This window comes from Hominibacterium faecale (genome assembly GCF_020734085.1).
Taxonomy (GTDB): Bacteria; Bacillota; Clostridia; order Peptostreptococcales; family Anaerovoracaceae; genus Hominibacterium; species Hominibacterium faecale.
In genome coordinates this window covers 38,629-61,995 of sequence record NZ_JAJAGH010000004.1, presented here as the reverse complement: position 1 = coordinate 61,995, position 23,367 = coordinate 38,629, and the positions used below count along the sequence as shown (strand labels likewise).

Below are 23,367 nucleotides of genomic sequence, written 5' to 3'. Positions count from 1 at the left end.
CTTCCTCCTTAAATTGAATGTCAAAAAAATCCCTTACAAAGTTAAGTTTTAGATTATCATAGAACATTTACGGTGTCAATGACGGCCGCACAATTGGATTTGGTTAAAAGGTCAGATCCACCAGCAGTTTTATCACCGAGACTGCCAGAGCGACGATGGAACAGACCAGCCCTACCGCAGCCATGCCGTTTCCGCCGTAAGCAGTCTTTTTTGCTTCCTTTCTGGCCTGAACGCCGAAAAGGATTCCCACAGCACCTAGAACCGGGGCTGCAAAGATAAAGAGCCAGATAAAAACGATGCTGAGCACGCCCAGGGTGAAGGCAATCACAGCTTTCTCGTTCATGGCCTGCCGGTAAACGCTTCCTTTCGCTTCCTCAATCTCTTCGATGATGGTTTCCACTTCTTCGTTTTCGTTGGCAAGATTCAGCTCTTCTGCCCTTCTCTTCTTTTCGTCCATAATGTCACCTCGCTGTTCTCTAGTTCGATATTGGTTTCTACTTATATTATATCACGAGCAAGCGTATTAAACGACATGAATGTCAGCATTTTCTTGCAGAAAAAGATCCTGCCAGATCAATAGCTCATTCTGGCAGGATTTTCATGATTTCATTATAGAAGGACTGGTCATACTTCTTATTCTGGTCCCACGATGAGTTTACCGTAGCATCGCTCTTGCGCTTGCTCCGACGGCGTCCACCCATAGGCTGCCTGTGGATTTCCAAAGGCAAAGACCCCCAGGAGCAGGCACAGGCACAATGTCAGGGCGATCGCTTTCATAGTCTGCCTCTCTTTGTTCATTGTGATGTCCCTTTCTCTTTCCTGCGTTTTCTAACGATTAAAATGATGGATGCAGTGATGGCAACCGCCGCAATGCAGGCGATGACGATCCAAATCCGGGCGCTGCCGCCGCTGCCCGGGTCAAGGGTTTCCCCTGCGCTCAGGTCAGCCTTCAGGTCTTCTTGGTGTTCCACTACCGCGAAAGGCGACAGATGAGTAACGGATACATGGTAAAGGCCGTCGTCTTTTAGCCCCCCGTCCTCAAATTTGAGGCCGTCCTCGCTTCCATGGAGGACTTTCAGATCTTTCTCCCGATCAGACTCCCGAATAGGAAAGGCTACATCCAGGGTTCCTTTGAATTTTGGTGTGTCCGCTTTGATCTCTTTTCCCTGCTCATCGACCAGGGTTAGGGACACATCATAGGATGCCAGTACATCATCGGAAGCAGCGTCCTCAATTTGCTCATGCCGCGGGTCGGTTTCATCGTACGCCTCTACTTTAAGGACCGCTCTGGTATCGACCTCATCGCCGGTAACTGTGATACCGGTGTCTTTGTCAGTCAGGACCGCCTTATCGTAGATCGGGCCGCTGCCTTTCTTTTGGACAGCGCTGTCTTTCTGCCCGGTTTCCTCTTTACCGCCGGTTTCTTTGCGCCCTGCTTCAGGTGTTTCCTGTTTGGCAAATTTTACATGCACGGTCGCATTCTGCTCCGGCATGGCAAAGCTGGTTTTGACAATTCCTTTTTCGTCCGCTTTTACTTCCAGCTTCTTGATGGTTTTCCCTTTTTCATCGTACAGCTTCAGATTATCTACCTGCCTGCCGCCCTCCGGGGTGGCCGTCACTTTCACGGCCTGGCCGCTGACGGCTTTGTGGATTTCTTTATCCTCTTCATCGGCCACGATCAGGCTGCCCTTGCCTTTGATGTCGGTGGAAAGAGCATAGCGGTCCGGTACGGTTCCCAGGATCGGATAGCCGCTATTGGTCCCTTCTTTGATGATCCACCGGCACAGGTCTTCGGTCTTGGTGACGTTTTTGTTGAGAGCCGCAAGAAGATCATTGCCTTTCATCTGTTCCTCGGTCAGGCCGATCCCCTGAGATGAATACACATCCTTTCCTGTCTGGTAGAATACATCCCGGATGTCAGCGCCCTGTTCACCGCTGAATACTGAGCCTCTGACGATTCCGGCATCATAGCAGTTAAATACAGTGCTGGCCTTACGATTATAGCTGAAACTGCTATCGCTTGATAAATCTCCTGTATTGTAGCAGTTGCGAATGATTCCGGCATTATCGCCGGCTATCGCTCCAAGCCTCGAGTATTTGCCATTGGCAGTTATGGAAAGGGAATTATAGCAGTTTTCTATTGTTCCTGCCTTGCCATTTGATTGTGCAATTGCCCCAATTACACCATCATACGAATTGGTCACAGGCCTTGTCTTATCGCCCAGGATTCCACAGCCTGTTATCAACCCATTGTTTTCTCTTGCTATAAGGGACATGAAACCAAGGAATCTTTGGTCGCCCGTCGTAATCAGCAGGTTACGGACAACCCCATCTTTGCCGATAGTATCAAACGCGCCCCACCAATCCATCCCGGTTATCGTATGGCCGCCGCCGTCAAAGGTTCCGTTGAACCCTTCTTTGTTTTGTCCTAATACTGCATTCCTACTAGCTTTTTCCTTCCAAAAGTCAATATCAGCAGTAAGCTTGTAATTGGCTTTGTTATATGTATCATCTTCCTTTGCTTTTGTCGCATAATCCACATAATCCTGCGCAGATGAAATGAGATATGGATTCTCCTCTGTTCCTTCGCCTTCTTCTTCCGCATTGGTAAAGTCAGCCTGGAAGGTGCAGTCCTGATAGGACATGGGATAGGTGAAGGTATAAAATCCATCCTTATCGGCCTTCATCAGTTCAAGACTATCGCCGGTTGCGATATCCACCTTTGTCTTGTAATCCTTAGAAACCCATTTGAGACTGCGGAGCTTAGCGCCCTCTTCTACTTTTAGTTTCAGCGTCAGCGTCCTTCCTGCTTGTACTTTGCCGCTGATGGAATTTCCTTCTTCATCTGTTACCGTCAGGCTCCCCCGCTGGTCGGAAAGGCTCACGGAGACGGAGGATTGTTCTTTCTTATTTTTGTCGCCTGCCAGCATTGCAATGAGTTTGCTTCTATTATAGTTGACATCTTCAAGATCCACTTTGGCCTGGGCTTTGGACGGATTGTCTTTGTTTAAGGTCGTACTGCACCAGTATGCCATTTCTGTATAGTTATTGGCCTTCAAAGTTAGGCGAGGCAGCATATACCCTCTTCCATCCCTTGTCATCACATATTCAGCATTGGACGGGAGACCGGAAAGCCCGCCGTTTTTTCTCAGATAGTCAAGAAGGTTCCCGCTCACGGCATTATAGGCATCGCTCTTTGTGATCGCCGCCACATCGGCATAGGTTCCCGGCATCGAGTAAAACCCATCACTCGTCCGCAGTAGATTGAAATAATCCTGTCCGTAATAATACCAATAAGACCAATCAGAATCTACTTTTTTTTCCTCTCTATAGACTACGCCTTCGCCGCTGACTCCCGGGTCTTTTAAAAATAAGTATGGCGTTCCATCTATGGCGATCCTATAAAAATTCATTTGCGGTCTCGTATTCGCAGACCAAGCTGTATAGATTTCTTTACTTTGCAGAGGCAGCCAGCCGGCAGGCCGATAATATGTTTTATGCGTATCTTTCTCTGCGTAATTCAGGTCTTTTGCCGTCTGAACATCGTATGGCCGCATCAGGGCGGGGATATTCATTTTCAAATCCACATAACTTTTGTATTTTGAATCCATTTCCTGGTATCCGGTAAACTGCCTGGTTAAATCATTGATCGCGTTGATCGTACCATTGGCCATCTGCTCATATTGCTTTGACATGTTTTTCAGGGTACTTTTCTTGTCAGGGTCATTCTCGTACTTGGCGCTATAATAGTCAAAGTAAACCCGATTCATCCGTAATGCTAACTCGAATACCTGCGCGCAGTCGTTGGCCGCAGCTGTCATTGCTTCATACTTCTGATGGTCAAAAGGTACGCTTATATTCAGTAAGGTCCATAATTGTCCCGGATAGGTTTGGGACAGTTTGGTGTTTGCGGATCTTCCGGAGGCTGCATTTGCTTCATAGCTTGGATAAAGGACACAGCAATAGGAGGCTATCCCATCCAGTTTTTTCTTGAAATCCAATTGCCGGAACGCCTTTTCCAGGTTTTTTCTGCTGTTATTAAAATCTATTTTTGCATCTTCCACTTTGTCATCATTTGCTTTCCCCTCGCTTTGGTCTAAAACCGCCTGCGAGTAATCCGAAGCAGCCTGCAGGTAGGCGGTATACAGGTCTTCTGTTCGCGATAATTCCATATAAATTCCATTGATCCCTTTGTGCAGCTGCTCCACCTGGCCTTTTACATCATATTGGAACATTTGATTGAGAGCACCTTGAATCGATTGGTCCATGGTGTCGATTTGGTTGCTTATGGCGTTCAGCTCCTCCAATATTTGTTCGGAGGAGTGGTCAGCTTCGCCTGCAAGGAACAGATTGTCCGCATCTACTACAAACTGTTCAATGTTTTTCAGTGTTTCGTTTTCCGTATTGTCGATCGCCTCGCCCATCAGCTTTAAAAATACTCCATTGACTACGTTTAGTGTTGCATCTAACACTTTTCCTATGGCCCAATCCGCAACAACCTCAGCGTGGGCTTCATTTTTCTTTACAAAAGCGCCGCCCAGCAAATAACTTGTCACTAAGGCAAAGCATATAACAAAAATCCCTATTCTTTTTCTTATCACTTCGCTCACCCCTTACTTTTCTGTATTTATCGCTTTATAACGGCTGAAATCGGGAAAATCGATTGTCAAACCCGAATTAATGCTGCGATACTCTATCTGCGCCTGATAACTCTCCCGGAGCGGTTTCTCTCCTTTGCTGTCAGGATCCATGCTGTAGACACAATCCATCTGTACTGTTTTCGGTATGTTTCCTTGATCCGCAGTAATCCGAAGCTCTAGCTTTTCTATATCTGCTGCCGTATCCGAGGCCGCAGCTCCGGATGGAACCGCGATTTTTCCCAGGTATTCCATAAATTGGCCGTCGTCTACCGTCAGCTGATAGACATACCCATCTTTTTCTTCCTTTTTGTCCAGGTTTTTTAGGGTTTCTTCATTGATTCCATCCAATAGATATTGACCCAGAGCAGCTGCAGTGACGGGAATTTGGTCTGCGGCAGCGCGGATTTTTTCAGTCCCGGTATCAAGGTAAGCTTGCTTTCCTTTTATGTAGATGGTAGATTGGCGTTCCACCCCATCTATGGTTTCTTTCTGACTGATTTTCATATCCGTCCCTTTGTTCTGGTTCGCGGCCAGTTCGGCTTTTACTTCGGTTTTTGCCGTCGTAGTTTTTGAAGCGTCACCAGATTTCATCGTGCTTTCGATCTTGGCATGGATTTGTGCGCTGCTGATTGTACGCAAGTTTTCCTGCAAGCTCTTTACGGCGTCAAGCGCTTCTTTGCCGTCCATTGAAGCATCGTCCGTTTTCCCGCAGGCCGTAAGCGCTGCGCCTAATATCAGCGCCAGCCCCAGACATACAAGTTTTTTCTTCATGACTGTTTCCTCCCTATGGCTCTACAATGTTAAAGAAATACTCGAATTCCACCATATGCTCGGTCAGCTTTTTGATTACGTCCTGATCGCCTGTGATTTTAATGGCTTTTTTCTGCGCCGCTTCATCTTTTCCAAGGATAGCGGCCATGCCCGCTTTCGGCATGGTCAGTGTGGCGTCTGCGTTCTTTGAGCTGGTGTTTTTTTGATAGAGCACTACGCCGGATTTGACGGTGAGCAGGTATTTGCTTTCATCAGTAAAGTCCAGGTTGATGGTCAGATTCAGATCCTGGGCCGCGTTGGAATCCAGCAGGATGCCCATATAGTCCAGCATCATTTCCGGGGTCATGGATTTTTTCAAATCCGCGCTGCCGGTTGCTTTCAGGTTATTGTCGCTGGTGGTACCCTGCCGCAGCTCTTTGGCTCCCGATAGGTAGGCGTTGCGCCAGGTACCGGACTCGGCTTGATAGGCCAGCTGCTCCAATGCGTCAGCGCACAGGTAACGGGCCTCCTTGTTTTCCGGATCCGCAAAGACCAGCACATTGGTAATTTCCGCTACCCATTGGTACTCACCTTTGTCAAAATCCTTTTGGGCTTTTTTCAGGATCTCGCCGGTATCGCCCATGTATTCCACATATTTCTTGGCGCTTTCGCTGACCGGCAGTTTGTTCAGGTTCACCGGATTGGCGTCGTACCAGCCCATGTAACGCTGATAGACTGCCCTTGCGTTGTGCGCGACAGTGCCGTAATACTGGCGGGTGTACCAGTTCTTTTCCAGGTTTTCCGGCAGCTTGATCATGTGGGCGATCTCGTCGGAATTGTAGCCCTGATTGATGTACGTTAAGGTCTGATCATTAATAAATTTGTACATAGCCGCCGTGTTTTCCATGTACTGGCCTATGACTTTATTTCCCCAGTGAGGCCAATTGTGGGACTGGAATACTACCTCCGCCTCTTTTCCGTATCTGCTGAGGGCTTCCATGATATATTCTGCCCAGGCGTTGCCGTCCCGCACCTGCGCGCCTCTTAAGGTATAGAGGTTATGCAGAGTGCCGGTGCAGTTTTCTGCCATCCACAGGGCTTTTTTATCAGCGAACCAGGTGTTCATTTCCGCCGGCGCTTCGGTGCCAGGGGTCATCTGAAATTCCATGACAACGCCGTCGACAGTCCTGGTTTCGCCGGTCTTTTTGATTTCATCGCTCGGGGAGATATAGGAAACGGTTCCCGTGGACTGGCCTAATCCGATGCCCATGGCCATGGAGCCTTTCGGTCCTTTGTCAAGGATGGTCCCGTACTGATAGCCGGCCCTGCGTCCCATGGCATTGCCCGCGTAGACGTTCTCACTGACCGCGTGCTCTTCGAAGCCCTGGGGCACGATGATCGGGATTTTGTCTCTCTTCACTTCCTCCGCAGAAACAATGCCTTTGATGCCGCCGTAATGGTCCACATGAGGGTGGCTCATGACAATTCCCTTAATGGGTTTCCTGCCCAGCTCTTTGTCAACCAGCTGCATAGCGGCTTTGGAACATTCGGTGCTCATGAGAGGATCGAAGACGATCCAGCCGGTCTTGCCTTCGATAAACGTGATATTGGTCATATCGTAGCCGCGGACCTGGTAAATACCGTCTGTTACTTTGAACAAACCGTAGAGATGGTTGTTCTGGGTGTTTCGCCAAAGGCTGGGGTTCACAGTGTCCGGCGCCTCTTTGTTTTCCACAAAATTATAGGCTTTCTGGCTCCAGATCACTTTGCCGGTTTCATCTTTCAGCTCCAGATTCTCGGGAGCCGCGATGAGTCCCTTTTCCGCGAATTCCTTTTCTTGCTGATCCTTAAAGTCCAGGGCCGCATATACCTGACCGTTGGCTTCTTTGGTGGTTGCGCTGGCTTCCTTGGATGTATCGCTTAAATCCGCCTGGCTGCCGCAGCTTGCGCCGGATACGGCCAATACGGCTGTCAGCACTAACATGCAGATTCGTTTTTTCTTTTTCATATCTGCCTCCTTTCCCACATCACATTCCTTGTTTTGCACTGCTTAAACAGTCGCATTCAGCAATTTGATTAATTCCTCTCCGTCTTCTCGGATATGAACACTCTGCAGCTCAGTCAGATAGCCCCCGTATACCGCCATCTCAATGATGTAATCGGCTTCTTTGATCTTATAGAGTGCCAGCTTGCGGAGGATGTCTTCTGCCGTTTCCCCCTTGAACAGCTCCTGGCAGTTCATTCCTGTCTCAAGGCCGCAGGCCAGAAGCCGTTCGCAGAGAGGAAAGTTTTTTCCGCTATCCTTTAAATAGCGAACCACTTCCGCAGTGCGTATGGCATAGTTGAATCCTTTTTCGCTAATATTCAATCTGATCACCTCCCGGCTTTCCTCATAACCAGTATTCCAGTCATGGCCGCAGCGGACAGGAGAGCAAGCGCCAGCCAAAAATAAATGGGAAAAGCATCTCCCGTGGCCGGACTGTCGCTTTGATCCGGGGGATCAGATTTATCAGAGCCCTTATCTGTCTGCGCGGCGGACTGAACCTGTTTTTTCTCAAAGACCACGTGGAGAACGTGATCTTGAATCACATTATAAAAGGTATAACCCTGCAAGGCCCCCAGTTCTTTTCCGTCCGCCTTTACTGATTTGATCTTCCAGCCTTTCGCAGGTGTGAAGGTGAAAGCAGCATCCTTTCCCTCGGTCACCTCAGTCAATCCCGATGGCGCTGCCGTACCGTTTCCTTCAGTGGTTACAGTAATGGAATGCAGCGGCGCAAAAACTGCCGTCATTTCAATCGCTGTGTTTTCCGGCAGGGTAAAAGAAATCGGATTAGTTGTTGGATCGATCTTCAAAGACGCGGCTACGGACGGCTCCGCATCAATGGCGTACTTCCATTTTACAAATCCGTAACCGGACGCCGGTTTTGCTTCCAGAGACATCGCGCCATGGAGTGACAATTGTTCCAGATGCGATACGGTACCGCCGCTGTGCGGTTCACTGGCCGTTCTTATGATCCTATTATTTCCGGGCAACCTTACTTCCTGCAGGGGGTTACCGGAAAGATTCAATGACGATAGCTTGCCAAGGCTGCTCAGGTCAGCGCGCGTAAACTGATTATCCGACAGGTCAAGAGTTGCCAGCTCCGGGTTCGCCAGTGTGATCTCCCCGGAGAGGCTATTTCCGGACAGATCCAGGTTTGCAAGGCTTGGTAAAGATGAAAGAAGATTCTTGAGCTCTCCATAGAGGTCTTTGTTTTCTAACTTTAAAATTTTTATGGACCGATTGCCGTTGTAGTGGTCCCACTCAAGAACAAACGGCCAATCATCCATCGGCTCGCACGCATCACTTTTTGACGCCTTTAAACCACGGCTGTCAGAAAGCGTATCGATCGCCTCGATATCTGGTTGATAGTACTGATAGCTCCAAGCGGCCCACACCGCAGTTGGCACCAAGGTAAATGCCAGCAGGAGCATAATGATTGCTGCTGCAAAGCTTCTTTTCTTTTTCATAATATCCTTCTTTCGCGTTTCCAAAATATCTTTAGATAAATTTTAATGGATTCTGCCTCTAATTAAAATCGTCCAGTATGAGGTTTTCTTTGCAAATTTTTCGTTAAAAATATAACAGTATGAGTTTTTTAATGCAAACATTGTCGAAGCCCGTCTTTTGTCGTATACTAGAGCTACCAGTTCCTTTGACCCCAGAATCTTGCATTAAGGAGACAGAAACATGTCCGAATTGAATTTTCTCAGCGATAAATTTGCTCCCAATATTTTGCCAGAAGTTTACGCGCCCCGCCTTAACCTGCGTTCCGCCTTCCACCATGCGGCTGAGAAGTCCGTGGTCTATGTCAGCGCTCCCGCCGGCAGCGGAAAAACCGTATCCACCCTGCTCTGGCTAGCGGAGAGCAAGAGAAAGCCGGTTTGGATCGGCCTTGATTCTTACGATAACGCACCCTCTGTTTTTTACAAGCAGATGGCCACCGGTATTTTTTCCATACAGCCGGAAAATCAGGCCATGAAGCAAGTCTTAACGGATCCTGCCTTTTCCGCCTCCCCTGTGGAGCACATGGTGCAGCTGCTGGCGGAAATGGTGCCGGAAGAAGGCTTTTATGCTCTGGTTCTTGATGATATGCACATGATTACAAGCGGCGAGATTCGTAAATCCCTGCCCTCTGTGATCCGCAGGCTCCCCCGCTCTTTTGCCGTGCTGATACTCTCACGCCATGAACTGCCCGAAGAGTTGGAACCTTTGATCCATGACCGAGGTGTGCAGATCATTACGCCGGATCATCTGCGGTTTTCTGAAGACGAGATCCGTGAATATTTCGGCAGTCTGGGACGTTTTTTGACTCCCGAGGAATCCCGCTTTGCTTATCAGGCTACGGAGGGCTGGGCCATGGGCGTCAACGCTATGGCAAAAAGCGGAGAAATCAGCCCCAAAAGCGGTTATATCTTTGATCAGTATTTTAAGGCGCAAGTATGGGATAAATGGGAGGAGCCGCTGCAGGAGTTTTGTCTCACTACCTCCATTGCAGATGAATTTGACATTGAGCTGGCTTCTATCCTATCCGGGCGCAGCGACGCAGACTATATCATGGAGCAGCTCAGCAGGACAAATTCGTTCCTCAGCCGTCTCCACGGCGATACATACCGTTACCACCATCTGTTTCTGGACTTCCTTCGGGAGCAGCTGTCCAAAAGCGGCCGCAAAACCAGCAGCCTGTATAAAAAGGCCGCTGAATATTATCGTGACAAGAAGGATTATTCCCGCGCCTTGCGTTTTTGGCTGGACAGCGGCGACTATAATGGCATCGATACCTATCTTTATTTATTTCTTTTTGAAAATAATAAGGGGATTATTGCTGATTACGCGGATTTTCTTCGAACCTTCTTTGTCAAGGATTTTCCCCAAGCGGCATTTAAACAGGTGCCGGCGCTGCATATACTGAGCGCTTGGTATTACTACCTCACCAGTCATCATCGGGAATTTGAGGAGCATATGGACGCGGTCTATAAAGCTCTTCCCCGGATCGCCCTGGGAGATTCCAAATTTGTGGAATATGCGATTTTGGCCTACAGCGTCGATCACCGCACCGGCATGCTGACCAAAATCCGCCAATTCAAGCGGTTCGGCCGCTATGTAAAAAAATTCACAGAAGGCGGTCTGGCCACCAACATCGCTTCCTTCAGCCACAATATGCCTTACATGCATCGGAGCAATCTGGACTATTCGGACTTGGCTCTGGATCCGGACAGTATGGAAAAGCTGGATAAAACCTTTGCCGTGCTTCTGGGGGCTGAGTGGAATTATATTAAATATGGAATTACCGCTTGTTTTACTTTTGAAAAAGGCCGGTTAAAAGAGGCGCTGACTGAAAATGAACAAGCGCTGACTGCCTTTGGCGAAGAAAATAAAGATGAGGGGCTGATCTGCATGCTGATCCTCCAGCACAGTATCTTATGGCGGCAGCGCAGGTATATACAGGCTCGCCGGGTGTTGGACCGGCTCACGGAAATCACCCGTACCTCCGCCCAGTTTTTCATCCCCAATCTGGAAGCGTATCGGACTCGGCTCAAGCTATACGAGGGAAATAAATCAGCCGCTTCCGCCTGGCTGGAAAATTATTATGTAATCGAGACCGATCATATTGAGTTGTTCCGTTCTTTCCAGCATTTTACCACTGCGAGGGCCTATGTGGTTTTGGAGGACACGGAAAACGCACTTCATTATTTATCTTTACTGAAGGACTTTGGAAAGAATGTCCGTCGGCCCCTGGATCTGGCCGAAGCCTGCGTTCTGCTGGCATCGCTCTTTTGGGCCGTGGGAAAGAAAAGGGAAGCGGAGGAAGAATTGGAAGAGGCCCTTTTGGTGCTCCAGCCCTTTGGCTTTATTCTTACTGCTGCGGATGAAGGCGCTTCCATCCTTCCGGTGCTGAAAAGGCTTTGGACAAAAATCAATCGGAATGATTATAACGGAGAGCTTCGGCGGACCTATGTGCACGAAATTTTGCTGGCGGCCCACGAAATGTCCAAACAGCAAAAGGGCATCACCTTCCACCTTGCAATTAACAGCAAGCCCATTAAATTGTCCGCTCAGCAGCAGCGCATGATCGAACTGCTGGCGGAAGGGCATCGCAATAGTGAAATCTGTCAGTTGACCGGTCTTAAGCTTCCCACTGTAAAGACTCACATTTCGGCAGCCTATAAAAAGTTGGGCGTCAACAACGCTATGGATGCGATTTTGAAGGCCCGGGAGCTGGGCCTGCTTTAAAGCAATTCCACGAAAAAACCGCGGCACCAGCATGTGATCATGCCGGCGCCGCGGTTTTTATAATACGATTCTAAACTTGTGCTTTTTCTTAGTACAGGTTCGCAAAGATTTCTTTGATTTCATCGTCTGTCAGGAATACATAGTTGTTTCCTAAAAGTCTCTGCTGGTTATCAACTGTTGACTTAGTGAACTCATCGATCTGAGCTTCTGTCATGCCATATTCCTTAAGCGGTTTCTTATCCAGGAATTTACCGAGGAATTTATCCAATTCTTCGTAAACAACGTCCAGTCCGCATCCAAGAGCATCAGCAAAGATTTGGTTCGCTTTTGCAATCTTGCCGTTCGGATCCTTTCTCATGTACATCTTGAATACTTCTGTGAAGAACTGGAAGTTCGCTTCACCGTGAGGAACGTGGAAAGCAGCTCCGATGGAATAGGACAGTGCGTGTACGGCAGCGCATCCGGCATTACCAAAAGCGATTCCAGCATAGTTGGATGCCAGTAAAAAGTCTTTCAGGAAAGGCTTTCTGTTTTCAGCTGTATTTCCGCCGGCAGCAACGATCGCTTTATAACCATCCATGATCATTTGGATCGCCTTCAGGGAATACATTTCTGTAAACGGAGAAGCTTTCGGTGACAGATAAGATTCGATGGCGTGAATCAGAGCGTCAACCGAGCTTGTTGCGAATACATAGTCAGGAAGTCCCTGGAGAGATTCCGGAATCAGAACTGCAGTATGAGCATATGTTTCCTCTACTGCGATACCTTTCTTCGTATGTAAAGCTTTCAGTTCCGCAATAGCAACGTTGGTTACTTCGGAACCAGTTCCGCAGGTTGTCGGAACAACGATCAGTTCCTTCATTCTCTTAGGAGCGACATCGCCGGTGTACAGATCGAGAGCTTTTGTCGGGATATCCAGAGCCAGGACTTTACAGATATCTACGATTGTACCGCCGCCAAATGCGATGATTCTGTCATATTCATACTGGTCCATATCCTTTTTCATAGCGTCCATCATTTCATCGGACGGTTCGCCTTTTCCGTATTTTTCCTGGAAAATAACCGGCATATCGATTCCCAGCGGTTTTACATACGGGTCATACATCCACTGGTTTGTAACCAGCAGGTCGCCTTTGCCTAATTTGAATTCATCGTTGAATTCCTTAAACGTGTCAAAATAATGAATTGCAGGTACTACTCTTAAAGCTTGCATAATGTTACCTCTCTTTTCTTTTAACAATTAACTTTAAACCATTAACCATGCTTTCGCATGTTTAGAATTCATCCTTAAATCTTTCTTTGAACTGTTCTTTCAGTTCCTCTCTGAAATCAGGGTGAGCGATGTTAATCAGCTGTCTTGCTCTGTCTTTCAGCGTTCTGCCCTTCATCTCAGCAATACCGTATTCGGTGATGATGTAGTCTGCATCGCATCTTGAAGTTGTAACTGCAGCGCCGTGATCGATGAATGGAACAATCTTGGAGATCTTGCTGCCGTCTTTCTTATTAGTTACGGAAGGCATTGCAATGATCGCTTTACCTTTTCCATCATGAGTCATGGCTGCGCCACGTACAAAGTCAACCTGGCCGCCGACGCCGGAAATCTGGTTGGTACCGATACACTCGGAAACGATCTGTCCCATAAAGTCTACCTGCACGCAAGCATTGATACATACCAGGTTCTTTAACTTAGCCACAGTTTCAGGATGGTTTACATAGTCTACCGGTCTCATTTCGACCATCGGATTTTTATCGCAGAAGTCGTACAGCTTCTTGGTTCCCATGAGGAAAGTTACGACCATTTTACCTTCGTCGATCCCCTTTTCACTGCAGTCGATTGCGCCCTTTTCATAGAGGTCAACAACGCCGTCAGCGATCATTTCTGAGTGGATACCCAGGTGTTTCTTTTCGCCCAGCTGAGAAAGTACGGCATCCGGAATGGCTCCGATACCCAGCTGCAGAGTTGCTCCATCCTCAATGAGGGATGCGCAGTTCTTGCCGATCGCTTCTTCAACCGGTCCAATTTTCGCCGGCTTGCTTTCGAAGAGCGGATGTGAATTTTCAACAAACGCATCGATTTCGCTTACATGTACGAATGTATCGCCGAATACAACCGGAACCTGATCGTTTACTTCTGCTAAAACTGTTCTGCAGGATTTGATCGCCTGCATCGTGTAGTCGGAAGAAACGCCTACGCAGCAGAATCCGTGTTCGTCCGGTTTTGATACGGAAACCAGCAGTACATCTTCATGGAAAATGTCCTGTCTTATGTATTTCGGCACTTCATGGAAGAATACCGGAACGAATTCACCATGACCCTGAGAAATGGATTTTCTCGTGCTCGGGCTTGTAAACCAGCCTTCGAATGTGAATACGTCGTGGTTTTCCGGCAGGGAATATTCGCCCTTGCCCAGTGTAACCATGTGAGATACCGTGATATCCTTATAAAGGTGCTTGTTCGCAACCATTGCGTCTACCAAAATCTGAGGTTCGGCAACAGCATGAGCAAACAGAACACGGTCGCCTGACTGAATCAGTTTCATCGCCTCATCAGCAGAGCATTTTCTGCTTTCATAAATTTCTTTCCAGTCCATAGTTTTGCATCCTCCGTTTAAACATTAACTTTTTTCTAATTCTAATTTTTTTTTTCGATTTCATCGCAGATCCGTTCAATATGGGTCTTATCCCACATTTTCAGGACACCTAATTTTGTCTTGAACTGATCAAAAGACGCACAGCAGTTGGTGCATCCGCCGATGACCAGCAGCAAATCGTGCAGTTCACCCTCCGCAGCATGAACGAAATCAATATCTTTCAGCTGTTCTTTTATTTCTTCAAGAGCTTTGCCCCGGTCATATCTTGGGTTACACCCACCGCAAAACCTTACTCCGCACTTCATTTGCCATAACTCCTTTTGTCGTCAATTATTTTATGCGCCGCCGCTTCCATCCGCACGCGCTGCATTACTGGGCAGCCCGGCCGTCCGGAAACGCGCAGGCGTCAAATTTTTCCTGCCCGATATCGTTAAAAAATAAGCCGCTACGGTATGATGCCCACAGCGGCCTATTATCATTTTTGTTACTACCGCAGGTTATTTAATTCCGGCAATAGCTTTTGCTAATTCTTTCTTACCTTCAATGTTGCCCTGACGGGAAATCATGATTCTCTGAGCCTGCGGGGATCCTGCGCCGTGCATGGATTCTGTTCTGTATCCAACAGCAGCAGCTCCTAAGCAAATGTTTTCTAAGAATCTTAATACTCTCATTCTTTCTTCAGTTGTGCATGCAGGTGATGCAGCAAAGAACTTGTTGCAGATTTCGCCGATTGTTTCGCCGTTTCTTCCTACCTTCAGGTCGGACTTGAAGTCAGCTTCGGATGGCATTGTTACCATCAGGCCGCCGGCAATATCTTCAGCCAGTCTTACGATCTCGTAAGGGAATCTGGTTACGTTCTGCTTACATACGTTTGCCAGCAGCAGGTCGATCTGATAGTTGCCAGCTTCTGTTGCATAACCTTCTGCGGAGCAAGCGATACCGCAGCAGTACAGAGTTTCGTTCAGGTGAGTCATTTCAATCAGCTTATCTTTAACGTGAGAAGCTTTCTGAGCTCCATTGTATTCAGCAGCCAGAGCAGCAGCGCCGATTACAACATCGCCTACGCCGACTTTACATCCGCCGTAAGACTGTCTGTGGTATCCGGCGAACCGTTCTACCATCATACCCGCGAAGTCATATTCGCCAGCCTGGAAGATGTACTTATTCGGAATGAATACGTTGTCGAATACTACTAATGCTTCCTGTCCGCCGTATTTTGCGTTACCCAGGTCTACATCAGCGCCTTCTTCTAATTTTCTGGTGTCGCAGGACTGTCTTCCGTAGATCATGTACATGCCTTCAGCATCGGACGGACATGCGAAGGATACTGCGAAGTCTTTGTCCTCTTCTTTCATAGCCTGTGTAGGCATGATGATATGCCAGTGAGAGTTGATGGAACCAGTCTGGTGAGTCTTAGCTCCGCTTACTACGATACCGTCATCTCTTCTTTCAACGATATGTACGAACAGGTCAGCGTCCTTCTGCTTGTGAGGCGGAAGTCCTCTGTCGCCCTTCGGGTCAGTCATGGCTCCGTCTACGATCCAGTCGTTCTTCTGAACCTCGATCAGGAAGTTTTTGAAGTTTTCGTGGTAGTTTGTACCATATTTTTTATCTGTTTCAAATGTTGTTGAGAATACAGCATTGAAAGCGTCCATACCTACGCATCTCTGGAAACAGGAAGCAGTCTTCTGTCCGAGCAGTCTCTGCATCTTAACCTTTTTTCTCAGGTCATCTGCGCTCTGGTGAAGATGTGCGAATCTGTTGATCGTTTCGCCAGTGAGGCTGGACTTAGCAGTCATCAGGTCAGCATACTGCGGATCCTGAGCCAGATCATAAGTCACTGCTACACAGTTGATGGAAGGCCGGATGATTGGATGATCCACCCAATTTTCGATCTCTTCACCAAACATGTAAACTCTGGTCTTCAGCTTTCTTAAGCTTTCAATGTACTGTTCTCCTGTCATAAGCATAATAAAATCACTCCTTTTTTATTCTTAGGTTCCATGCAGGACAATTCCAGCATGTCCCCCAGCATTAACCGTTTATAACTTATGCAATTCTTATACCAACCGAAATGCATTTGTTAACATGCCAATTATTTCCGCAAAAGTTTTTTCGCCATGTCGATCAAGTCTTCACTGACAGATGTGTCAAGAATCACATCTTCGACTCCCTCGCAATTTTCCATCACAATACTTTTTACCACATCTTCAATCGTGTATTGAGCGGATGGACAGGAAGCGCATGCCCCCGTCAGTCTCACTTTTGCGATATTATTCTCAAATCCGGTGAGCTTTGCCCCGCCATAATGGGCTGCCAGCACCGGATCAACTTTTTCTTTTAGAACTTTTTGAATTTGTTCTTCCACTTTTTTATCACCTCGAATTTTGTCATTTCAATTCGCATATCGCTTTATTGATTATATCCCTATCTCGTTCTTTTTTCAAGTGGATAATAGCTAAAAGTTTGTCTTATTTTAGGATTTTTGTTGCGTTTTTACAATTATTTTTTGGAAAAGCTTTTTCGTTTTGTGCTATAATGAATTTGTTCGTTATTTTCAGATTATTTAAAATAAGAATCAGGGTATCTCAATTATGAAAAAATGTATCATTATTACTTCTTATATAGAAGGTGAACTCCGCCAACTACTCAGCAATGAGCAGCCGGGATTCGTAATCTGTGCTGACGGAGGCTACAACCACGCGAGTAAAGCCGGTCTTGTCCCGAATTTTTTGATGGGTGATTTCGACTCTCTTACGGAACGCATTCAACCTGGAGTGGAAATTGTCACTTTCCCCTCAGAAAAGGATGACACGGATACAGGTCTTTGTCTCCAAGCCGCTCTCGATCTGGGATACCGGGACATCCTAATCATCGGCGGCATCGGCGGCCGTTTCGACCACGCAATCGCCAACATTCAGCTCATGGCCGGTGCTGTCGATCAGGTGGAACGCATTGCTATAAAAGACAAGAAGAATTACTGTACAGTCTTGAAAAACGGGGGTCTTGAATTGTCGAAAAAACAGGGGCAGCATGTGTCTTTGTTCGCCTTGTCTGATGTGTGTGAAGGCGTCACGATTTCCGGAGCCAAATATCCTTTGACGGATTATACGCTCTCCCGAACCTTCCCCCTGGGGGTCAGCAATGAATATCAGGAAGACACGGTCCGTATATCCGTACAAACTGGAACTCTATTAATTGTACTTTCTGAAGATTAGCAGCATCTGTATTGTATGAATAGCTGAAAACTGTATTTAAGGAATTGTACGGAGGGCCTGTACGGTTGTCTGGGATTGCACTAGTTTCGCGGCTTTTGTCGAAATTAGTGCATTTTTTTAAGCTTTCAGAGGTCGAATTTTGTCAAACGAAACAAAAATGCGGACATTTGAAGATTTCAGGCCTGCCATCCTCCCTTTTATTTTTCAAATCTGTTCTTATAAAAATTCTCATTTTTGTCTCTTTTCATAAATACAGACCAGTAGTATGCTGTTAACAGAAAAGAACTTGGAGGAAAAAAATGAGACAAACAGAACGAGTAAAAAATTTGTGCGAGACAGCGCTGTTCATCGCGATTGTCTTCTTCGGCGTATTCATTATTAAGTTTCCGGGGCCCTTCGGTTATGCCCATATCGGAGATTCCATGATCTTCCTTTCCGTCCTCATGCTGGGCGGCAAGCGGGGCGCCGCGGCCGGCGGGCTGGGTGCGGCCATTGCTGATATTGTCAGCGGATACACGATTTGGGCTCTCCCAACGCTGATTTGTAAAGTCTTAATGGCTCTGGTGATGGGCGCGATGATCAAGCACCATGTCTTTGGGCTGAAAGGAAGAAGCTTGTGGATCGTGGCAGCCGTGACCGGCGGATTGACCCAGGGAATCGGTTACGTCATTTTCTGGTACGCGCTCTTTGGGAAAGCTGCTGCCATTGCCGCTGTTCCCGGGCTGACATTCCAGGCGGTTTCCGGCATTATCATCGCTTTCGTAATCACAGAAGCGCTGCAGAAAACCAGCCTCAAAAGGCATTTTATTTACACCACGGACGGAAAAGGAGCAGAAACATGTTAGAACGTATGAAAAGCTTTAAGAAAATCGATGCCCACAGCCATATCGGATATTTCGGTGGCTGGTCGGATGTTGGAATCACACCGGAAGAGCTGATTGCGCAAATGGATGAATATAACGTGGAAAAAACCGTTATTTGTACATATCCCATCAAAGAAAGCCTGGACGCGGTGGACAAGTATCCCGACCGCTTTGTCGGCGCTGCCTGGGTAAATCCAAACGATACAGATCCTCTGGGACAAATCAGGGATGCTGTTGCAAACCATGGCTTTAAAGCGATCAAACTGCACCCTCTGATGCACAGCTATCTGCCCAACGACGAATGCGTATTTCCCATCGCTGAGCTGGCTATGGAGCTGGAGATTCCCCTTATGATCCACACCGGACACCCGCCTTATTCCCTGCCCTGGAGCGTAGCACAGCTAGCGGATTTTTATCCCGATCTGCCCATAGTCATGATCCATATGGGACACGGCAACGGCATGTATGTCCAGTCGGCCATCGATATGGCGAAAAAGTATTCCAACCTGTATCTGGAAACCTCCGGGATGCCCATGCATACCAAGATCAAAGAAGGCTATGAAAAAGTCGGAAGCAGTCGCATTATGTGGGGACTGGACGCGCCCTTCCACCATCCTACCGTGGAAATGCAGCGAACGATTGTCAGCGGACTTTCCGACAAGCAGCTGGAAGATGTCTTTTACAACAATGCTAAAAAATTATTAAAACTATAAAAACACTTTCTGAGATGCGGGGCCGCGCGATAGCCCCGCCTTTTTATAACGCAGGAAATATCGATGCAATCGATATTGACGGAGTTTCAAAGAAAGTACATTGCGAAGCGTCGGCCCCTGCGGCCGACATGTGTGCATAGGGAGCTATGCTCCCGTCATGCACACTTTTTTTACTTCCAAAATTTCATTAGCTTAACAAGAACTGTTTTTTCAAGCCCTGCAGGCTTCGTCTCAACGGCGGTATGGCCAGTAAGGCTACGGTGATAGCCGCTTCCGCTCCCAGATAGGCGAAATTATACCAGCAGGACCAGGTTACCGCATTGAACCCCTCCGGCACATACGCGCCGAAAAAGATAATGCCTGAAAGCGCGGAGCATATGTAACGTCCCAGCACACCCAGCAGATATCCTCCGATCAGGCCGCCCTTTTTGTTTCGCAGAATACCGGCAAGGCCGATGGCGCCAAAAGCCAGTGGATAATCCAGTAATAGCTGCACAGGGTGAATGACATAGGGGCTGAAAATCAAATCCACTAGCCCCACACACATCCCAGCCATCACACCCCTTCGAACGCCGAAAAAGTAGGCGCACAGAGCGATCGGCAGCATGCCGAAGGCCGACACATCGCCGCCCTGAGGCATGGGAAACAGCTTTACCTGTTTTAGGACCACGGCCAATGCCACTAAAAGCGCAGAGGCCACCATCGCTTTGGTATCCGGTTTTTTCCCTTTGCCGGAAATCAAAATCCCTGCAAACAATAAAACGATAATTGCGATCGCCGCTGCTTGGCCTGAAACAGACTCAAAAAATGTTTGTAATGACATAAAAAATCCTCCTTTTCATCAGGAGGGGAACTGAGAATTGTTCCAAATCGGAAATAAATTTCTTCCGGAATCGGAAATAAATTGCTTGCCTGCGCCGGCATTATCCGGATCAGGTCTTGAGGGTATGGCCGCCCATGCGGCTCCTCTCAGCCAAAGCTCCCCTAGCATTTTGTTAAGTTTTTATTATTATACGCCTGACTTTCCTTCGTTGTCAATGATACAATGTTTGCTCCCCGCTCTTGATTTGGTGCGCCAACTAAGGCTATAATGGATTTACCAAAAAAGAGAGGTAACCGTTTTGATAAATGGAATCATAAGCGTCCTGGTAGTATTTCTTTTGCTGGGAGTAGGCTTTTATTTTACAAAGACAAAGAAGTGGCCGGATAATACCAATCAAGTGTTTTCGACGGTCGTTGTTCAAATTGCAGCGCCGGCCCTGGCCGTAGTCAGCATTGAAAACCGGTTTACGCCTCAGATGCTGGCTTCATCCGTGATCAACCTGCTGATCATCACAGCATGCTTGCTGTTCTTGCATCTTCTGGGCAGAGTGCTTTCGAGTCTGATGAACCTGCCCCAAAAGAAGAAAGCCGTCTTTGACACTACCTTTACCTTCAACAATTCCATGTTTATCGGGCTGCCTATTATCAATATCATCTTTGGACATGACGGACTGCCTTATTTATTCACCTTTTATTTGGTTACGATTGTGCTTTTCTGGAGCCTGGGGGCCTGGACCCTTTCACAGGCTTCGGACCAGACCAGCCTCAAGGCGTTTTCCGTTCGGCGTATTTTCATCCCCGGCCTGATTGGCGTGATGATCGGCTGCCTGCTGGCCGGATTTGAGCTGAAGCTGCCGGTTATTTTTGAAACGGCCCTCTCCTATCTGGGGGATCTGTGCGTACCACTTTCCCTGCTGGTAATCGGGGCCAATCTGGCGCTCTCTTTGTCAAAGGGCATGGCTAAGATCACCATCGATCAGCTGCTGATTCTGGCCGGTAAGTTTATCATCAGTCCTCTGCTGGCCTGGGGCGCTTTCACCTTGGCTGGCATCAGCGGTCTGCCGCTTCATGTATTTATATTGTGCGCTTCCCTTCCCTGCCACGCTCAGACGGCCATTCTGGCACAATTTTATGATGTGGAAGGCGAATATGCATCCAACCTGGTCAGCTTGTCCACTCTGGTCAGCCTGATCACCATACCCGTTTATGCAAGTATTTTACTTTAGGAGGTTTTTATGCGTACCGTTTGTTTAGGCGACAGTTTTACCCAGGGATTCGGCGTCAACCGGGACGAAAACTGGGTATATCTTTTGAACACACCCTGCAGCACCTTTATCAATAAGGGCATCAGTGGTGATACCACCGGCGGAATGCTGGCCCGCTTCTGTTCCGATGCCGTACATGAAAAGCCCAACTACCTGTTCATCACAGGAGGTTTCAACGATCTGATCTCCGGCGTTTCGGAAACAGTACCCCAGGCCAATTACTTTGCCATGGTTCATCAGGCGTTCCACAATAATATGATCCCGGTTGTCTGCACGGCTCCCCCTTTTGATCCGGATGCAGCAAGAGCCGGCTGGCCGGAGCTAACGGACTTCGACCTGGTAAAAGACCGTTATTTAGCTTTACGAAATTGGCTGCTTTCCTTTGCAAACGCCTTCGATCTGTTTCATGTGGATTTTTACGGAGAATTTGAAAAAGTCCTCTCCCGCAATCCAGGAAAGGACTTTTATATCGATGGCATTCATCTTACCTCTGAAGGTCATGAACAAATCGCTGATATTGTGCTCAAGGCGCTCTACAGTTTTTAGCTTAAAATTCGATCTGCCCCAAGTAGCCCTTGGGTATCACAAAGCGAACCGTTTTCAGCGGATCTACCACCTGGCAGAATTGAAGCTGTCCGGCCAGACTCATTAATATGGTCAGGTCCGGATCGCTCATATCCACTCGCTCTTTCAGGAACAGAAACATGGTTTCCGTCGCGTCCGAAGCCGCCTGATCCAAGGATTCTCTAGAAACGATCACTGACCAATAATCCCGATCTTCCAGCACAGGCTCTGTCTGTGCTTTTTCTTTGATTAATTCCAGCGTAACAGTGACTTCCGCCGGTATTTCCAGTCCGGAAACGCCGATCTCCCCATCGCCCATAGCCGCATGGAGGTCTCCCATGGCAAAGAGCGCGCCGTCGACCGCCACAGGGAAGTAAATGGTCGCTCCTTCTGTCACCATTTTATTGTCCATATTTCCTCCATGATGTCCAGGCGTTCCCGCATTGATCGATTTTCCTGATTCCGGGGCCACTCCAATTACGCCGATCATAGGGTTGAGAGGAATATCGATCCCTGGAGCAAAATGTGCCTGGCCGTCGGAGACTGGGATTACACGGGTATGGCTGTCTTTGAGCAGATGGCCCAAAATACCCATGCCTTCACCGCACACGGATGTGCCTTTCTCATTGAGCTCGATCTTATCGATGGTGACCTTAAGGGTATCTCCTGGCTGGGCGCCTTGAACATAGATCGGTCCAGTTGCCGGATTAGTCCGGTCCCAATCCAGCGTTTCCATCTTGTCTTCCGGGCTTCTCAATTGGTTGGCGAAACAGTCCATCGTTTCGATCAGGATGGTCGCGCCTGGAGAAACCGTCATAACTGGTTCGTTCTGATCAGAAAACTGATAGATGGTTTTGTCGCTTTTCAAATGAAGCATCGTTTTCCTCCTTCGATATACAAAAGATCCTATTTTTTCTTTAAATGCGAAAACATATATAAATTGTCCTATGTAATAGTGTAAGGGATTTTACAGCGGGTGTCAAAGGCAAATCTCTCGCTGAGAAAAGATATTGGCAAAAGATAAAAGAATCCCCGCAGCCTGCTAAGAGGCACGAGGATGTCCTGACTTTTTTATTTATCTCCTAGCTTTCTTTTTTCTCTCCCTCTTGAAGTTCTACCGAATCGCCTTCCTCTTGTGTTTCCGGTTCGCCCGCTGCTTCCTCCAGCGCTTCAGCCTCCATTTCTCCTTCCGGGGTTTCAAGCTCCGCGTCTTGCTGCGGTTCCTCTTCGGTTTCCAGTGCTTCTTCCTTTGGTACAGCTCCTGTCAGCTGCTCTTTAAAGGTATTCTCCAGCTCAATCTGCTGTTGAGCCACTTCCGGTTTTGGTGAAAGAGCATCCACCTTTTTTAAAATAACGGCAGCTGCAAAAAACAATATGGCAAATCCCAGATAGTTTCCTGTACTGGAAGCCACATATTGAATTACATCTTTAATTCCTTCCGATATGGACATTCCATAGCTGGCGTAATAACTCGATACATAGGTAATCGAATAATACAGCATATAAATGACGCATATCAGCGATAATCCGGCACACACATACAGCCCGATCACACCTTTTCTGCACAACGAACTTTTCTTCTTTACTTTCACTCCGATCTCGGCTTTATCTCCCATTTCATTACCTCTTTCTTATCGTTTTCCTCATTATGACAGGATAAGGTGTCG

21 protein-coding genes and 1 riboswitch are annotated in these 23,367 nt (G+C 47.6%); of the genes, 6 read left to right on the top strand and 15 right to left on the bottom strand.

The window, feature by feature from the left end; genetic code table 11:
* Positions 1-103: 103 nt before the first annotated feature.
* From LG211_RS05155 to LG211_RS05125, 7 genes are all read right to left on the bottom strand, one after another.
* Positions 104-457, bottom strand: a complete 354-nt coding sequence (locus tag LG211_RS05155) for a DUF4190 domain-containing protein (RefSeq protein WP_148394976.1) — start codon at positions 455-457, stop codon at positions 104-106.
* A gap of 176 nt (positions 458-633) precedes the next feature.
* The gene (locus LG211_RS05150) at positions 634-798 is read right to left on the bottom strand and encodes a hypothetical protein (protein ID WP_253019635.1); all 165 of its coding nucleotides are present in this window, start codon (positions 796-798) and stop codon (positions 634-636) included.
* Positions 795-4,601: a hypothetical protein gene (locus LG211_RS05145; protein WP_269477099.1), complete on the bottom strand. Its 3,807-nt coding sequence runs from the start codon at positions 4,599-4,601 to the stop codon at positions 795-797. Before LG211_RS05145 ends, LG211_RS05150 begins: the two co-directional genes overlap by 4 nt.
* Positions 4,602-4,613: 12 nt before the next feature.
* The gene (locus LG211_RS05140; RefSeq protein ID WP_269477098.1) at positions 4,614-5,411 is read right to left on the bottom strand and encodes a hypothetical protein; all 798 of its coding nucleotides are present in this window, start codon (positions 5,409-5,411) and stop codon (positions 4,614-4,616) included.
* Between the two features lie 13 nt (positions 5,412-5,424).
* Complete coding sequence (locus LG211_RS05135) at positions 5,425-7,398, bottom strand: alkyl/aryl-sulfatase (protein ID WP_227755232.1); 1,974 nt, start codon at positions 7,396-7,398, stop codon at positions 5,425-5,427.
* 42 nt (positions 7,399-7,440) lie between these two features.
* Positions 7,441-7,758, bottom strand: a complete 318-nt coding sequence (locus LG211_RS05130; RefSeq protein WP_227755233.1) for a four helix bundle protein — start codon at positions 7,756-7,758, stop codon at positions 7,441-7,443.
* 5 nt (positions 7,759-7,763) lie between these two features.
* Positions 7,764-8,900 (bottom strand): InlB B-repeat-containing protein, encoded by a 1,137-nt coding sequence (locus LG211_RS05125; RefSeq protein WP_269477097.1) that lies wholly within the window; start codon positions 8,898-8,900, stop codon positions 7,764-7,766.
* A gap of 220 nt (positions 8,901-9,120) precedes the next feature.
* On the opposite strand from LG211_RS05125, the gene LG211_RS05120 reads away from it, so the two are divergent.
* Positions 9,121-11,664 carry a winged helix-turn-helix domain-containing protein gene (locus tag LG211_RS05120; protein ID WP_269477096.1) on the top strand — a complete coding sequence of 848 codons (2,544 nt, stop codon included), beginning with the start codon at positions 9,121-9,123 and terminating at the stop codon, positions 11,662-11,664.
* Between the two features lie 88 nt (positions 11,665-11,752).
* Here LG211_RS05120 and LG211_RS05115 read toward each other — a convergent pair whose 3' ends face one another.
* The 5 genes from LG211_RS05115 to LG211_RS05095 all read right to left on the bottom strand — a co-directional run bounded on the left by LG211_RS05115 (position 11,753) and on the right by LG211_RS05095 (position 16,623).
* Positions 11,753-12,877, bottom strand: coding sequence for a 4-hydroxybutyrate dehydrogenase (locus LG211_RS05115; RefSeq protein WP_148394965.1), 1,125 nt, complete (start codon positions 12,875-12,877; stop codon positions 11,753-11,755).
* Between the two features lie 61 nt (positions 12,878-12,938).
* Positions 12,939-14,255 carry an acetyl-CoA hydrolase/transferase family protein gene (locus LG211_RS05110; protein ID WP_148394963.1) on the bottom strand — a complete coding sequence of 439 codons (1,317 nt, stop codon included), beginning with the start codon at positions 14,253-14,255 and terminating at the stop codon, positions 12,939-12,941.
* A 41-nt stretch (positions 14,256-14,296) separates the two neighbouring features.
* Entirely contained in the window at positions 14,297-14,560 is a 264-nt protein-coding gene (locus LG211_RS05105; protein ID WP_148394961.1) for a hypothetical protein, read from the bottom strand.
* 192 nt (positions 14,561-14,752) lie between these two features.
* Positions 14,753-16,225, bottom strand: coding sequence for a 4-hydroxyphenylacetate 3-hydroxylase family protein (locus LG211_RS05100; RefSeq protein ID WP_227755235.1), 1,473 nt, complete (start codon positions 16,223-16,225; stop codon positions 14,753-14,755).
* 125 nt (positions 16,226-16,350) lie between these two features.
* Positions 16,351-16,623 (bottom strand): NifU family protein, encoded by a 273-nt coding sequence (locus tag LG211_RS05095; RefSeq protein ID WP_227755236.1) that lies wholly within the window; start codon positions 16,621-16,623, stop codon positions 16,351-16,353.
* A gap of 226 nt (positions 16,624-16,849) precedes the next feature.
* Between LG211_RS05095 and LG211_RS05090 the strand changes: the two genes are divergently transcribed.
* From LG211_RS05090 to LG211_RS05080, 3 genes are all read left to right on the top strand, one after another.
* Positions 16,850-17,473, top strand: a complete 624-nt coding sequence (locus LG211_RS05090; RefSeq protein WP_148394955.1) for a thiamine diphosphokinase — start codon at positions 16,850-16,852, stop codon at positions 17,471-17,473.
* Between the two features lie 299 nt (positions 17,474-17,772).
* On the top strand, positions 17,773-18,318 hold the full coding sequence (locus tag LG211_RS05085; RefSeq protein ID WP_148394953.1) for an ECF transporter S component: 546 nt from the start codon (positions 17,773-17,775) through the stop codon (positions 18,316-18,318).
* Positions 18,312-19,049, top strand: a complete 738-nt coding sequence (locus LG211_RS05080) for an amidohydrolase family protein (RefSeq protein ID WP_269477095.1) — start codon at positions 18,312-18,314, stop codon at positions 19,047-19,049. The genes LG211_RS05085 and LG211_RS05080 overlap by 7 nt, the downstream gene beginning before the upstream one ends.
* A 187-nt stretch (positions 19,050-19,236) precedes the next feature.
* Here the strand turns inward: LG211_RS05080 and thiT are convergent, their stop codons facing one another.
* Complete coding sequence (gene thiT / locus LG211_RS05075; RefSeq protein WP_148394951.1) at positions 19,237-19,872, bottom strand: energy-coupled thiamine transporter ThiT; 636 nt, start codon at positions 19,870-19,872, stop codon at positions 19,237-19,239.
* A 69-nt stretch (positions 19,873-19,941) separates the two neighbouring features.
* Positions 19,942-20,045: riboswitch (TPP riboswitch) on the bottom strand.
* Positions 20,046-20,170: 125 nt separating this feature from the next.
* Between thiT and LG211_RS05070 the strand changes: the two genes are divergently transcribed.
* Positions 20,171-21,097 carry an AEC family transporter gene (locus tag LG211_RS05070; protein ID WP_269477094.1) on the top strand — a complete coding sequence of 309 codons (927 nt, stop codon included), beginning with the start codon at positions 20,171-20,173 and terminating at the stop codon, positions 21,095-21,097.
* A 9-nt stretch (positions 21,098-21,106) separates the two neighbouring features.
* Complete coding sequence (locus tag LG211_RS05065) at positions 21,107-21,682, top strand: GDSL-type esterase/lipase family protein (protein ID WP_148394947.1); 576 nt, start codon at positions 21,107-21,109, stop codon at positions 21,680-21,682.
* A 1-nt stretch (position 21,683) separates the two neighbouring features.
* Here LG211_RS05065 and LG211_RS05060 read toward each other — a convergent pair whose 3' ends face one another.
* Entirely contained in the window at positions 21,684-22,577 is an 894-nt protein-coding gene (locus LG211_RS05060; protein WP_148394945.1) for an acetamidase/formamidase family protein, read from the bottom strand.
* A 205-nt stretch (positions 22,578-22,782) separates the two neighbouring features.
* Complete coding sequence (locus LG211_RS05055; RefSeq protein WP_148394943.1) at positions 22,783-23,316, bottom strand: hypothetical protein; 534 nt, start codon at positions 23,314-23,316, stop codon at positions 22,783-22,785.
* Positions 23,317-23,367: the final 51 nt, after the last annotated feature.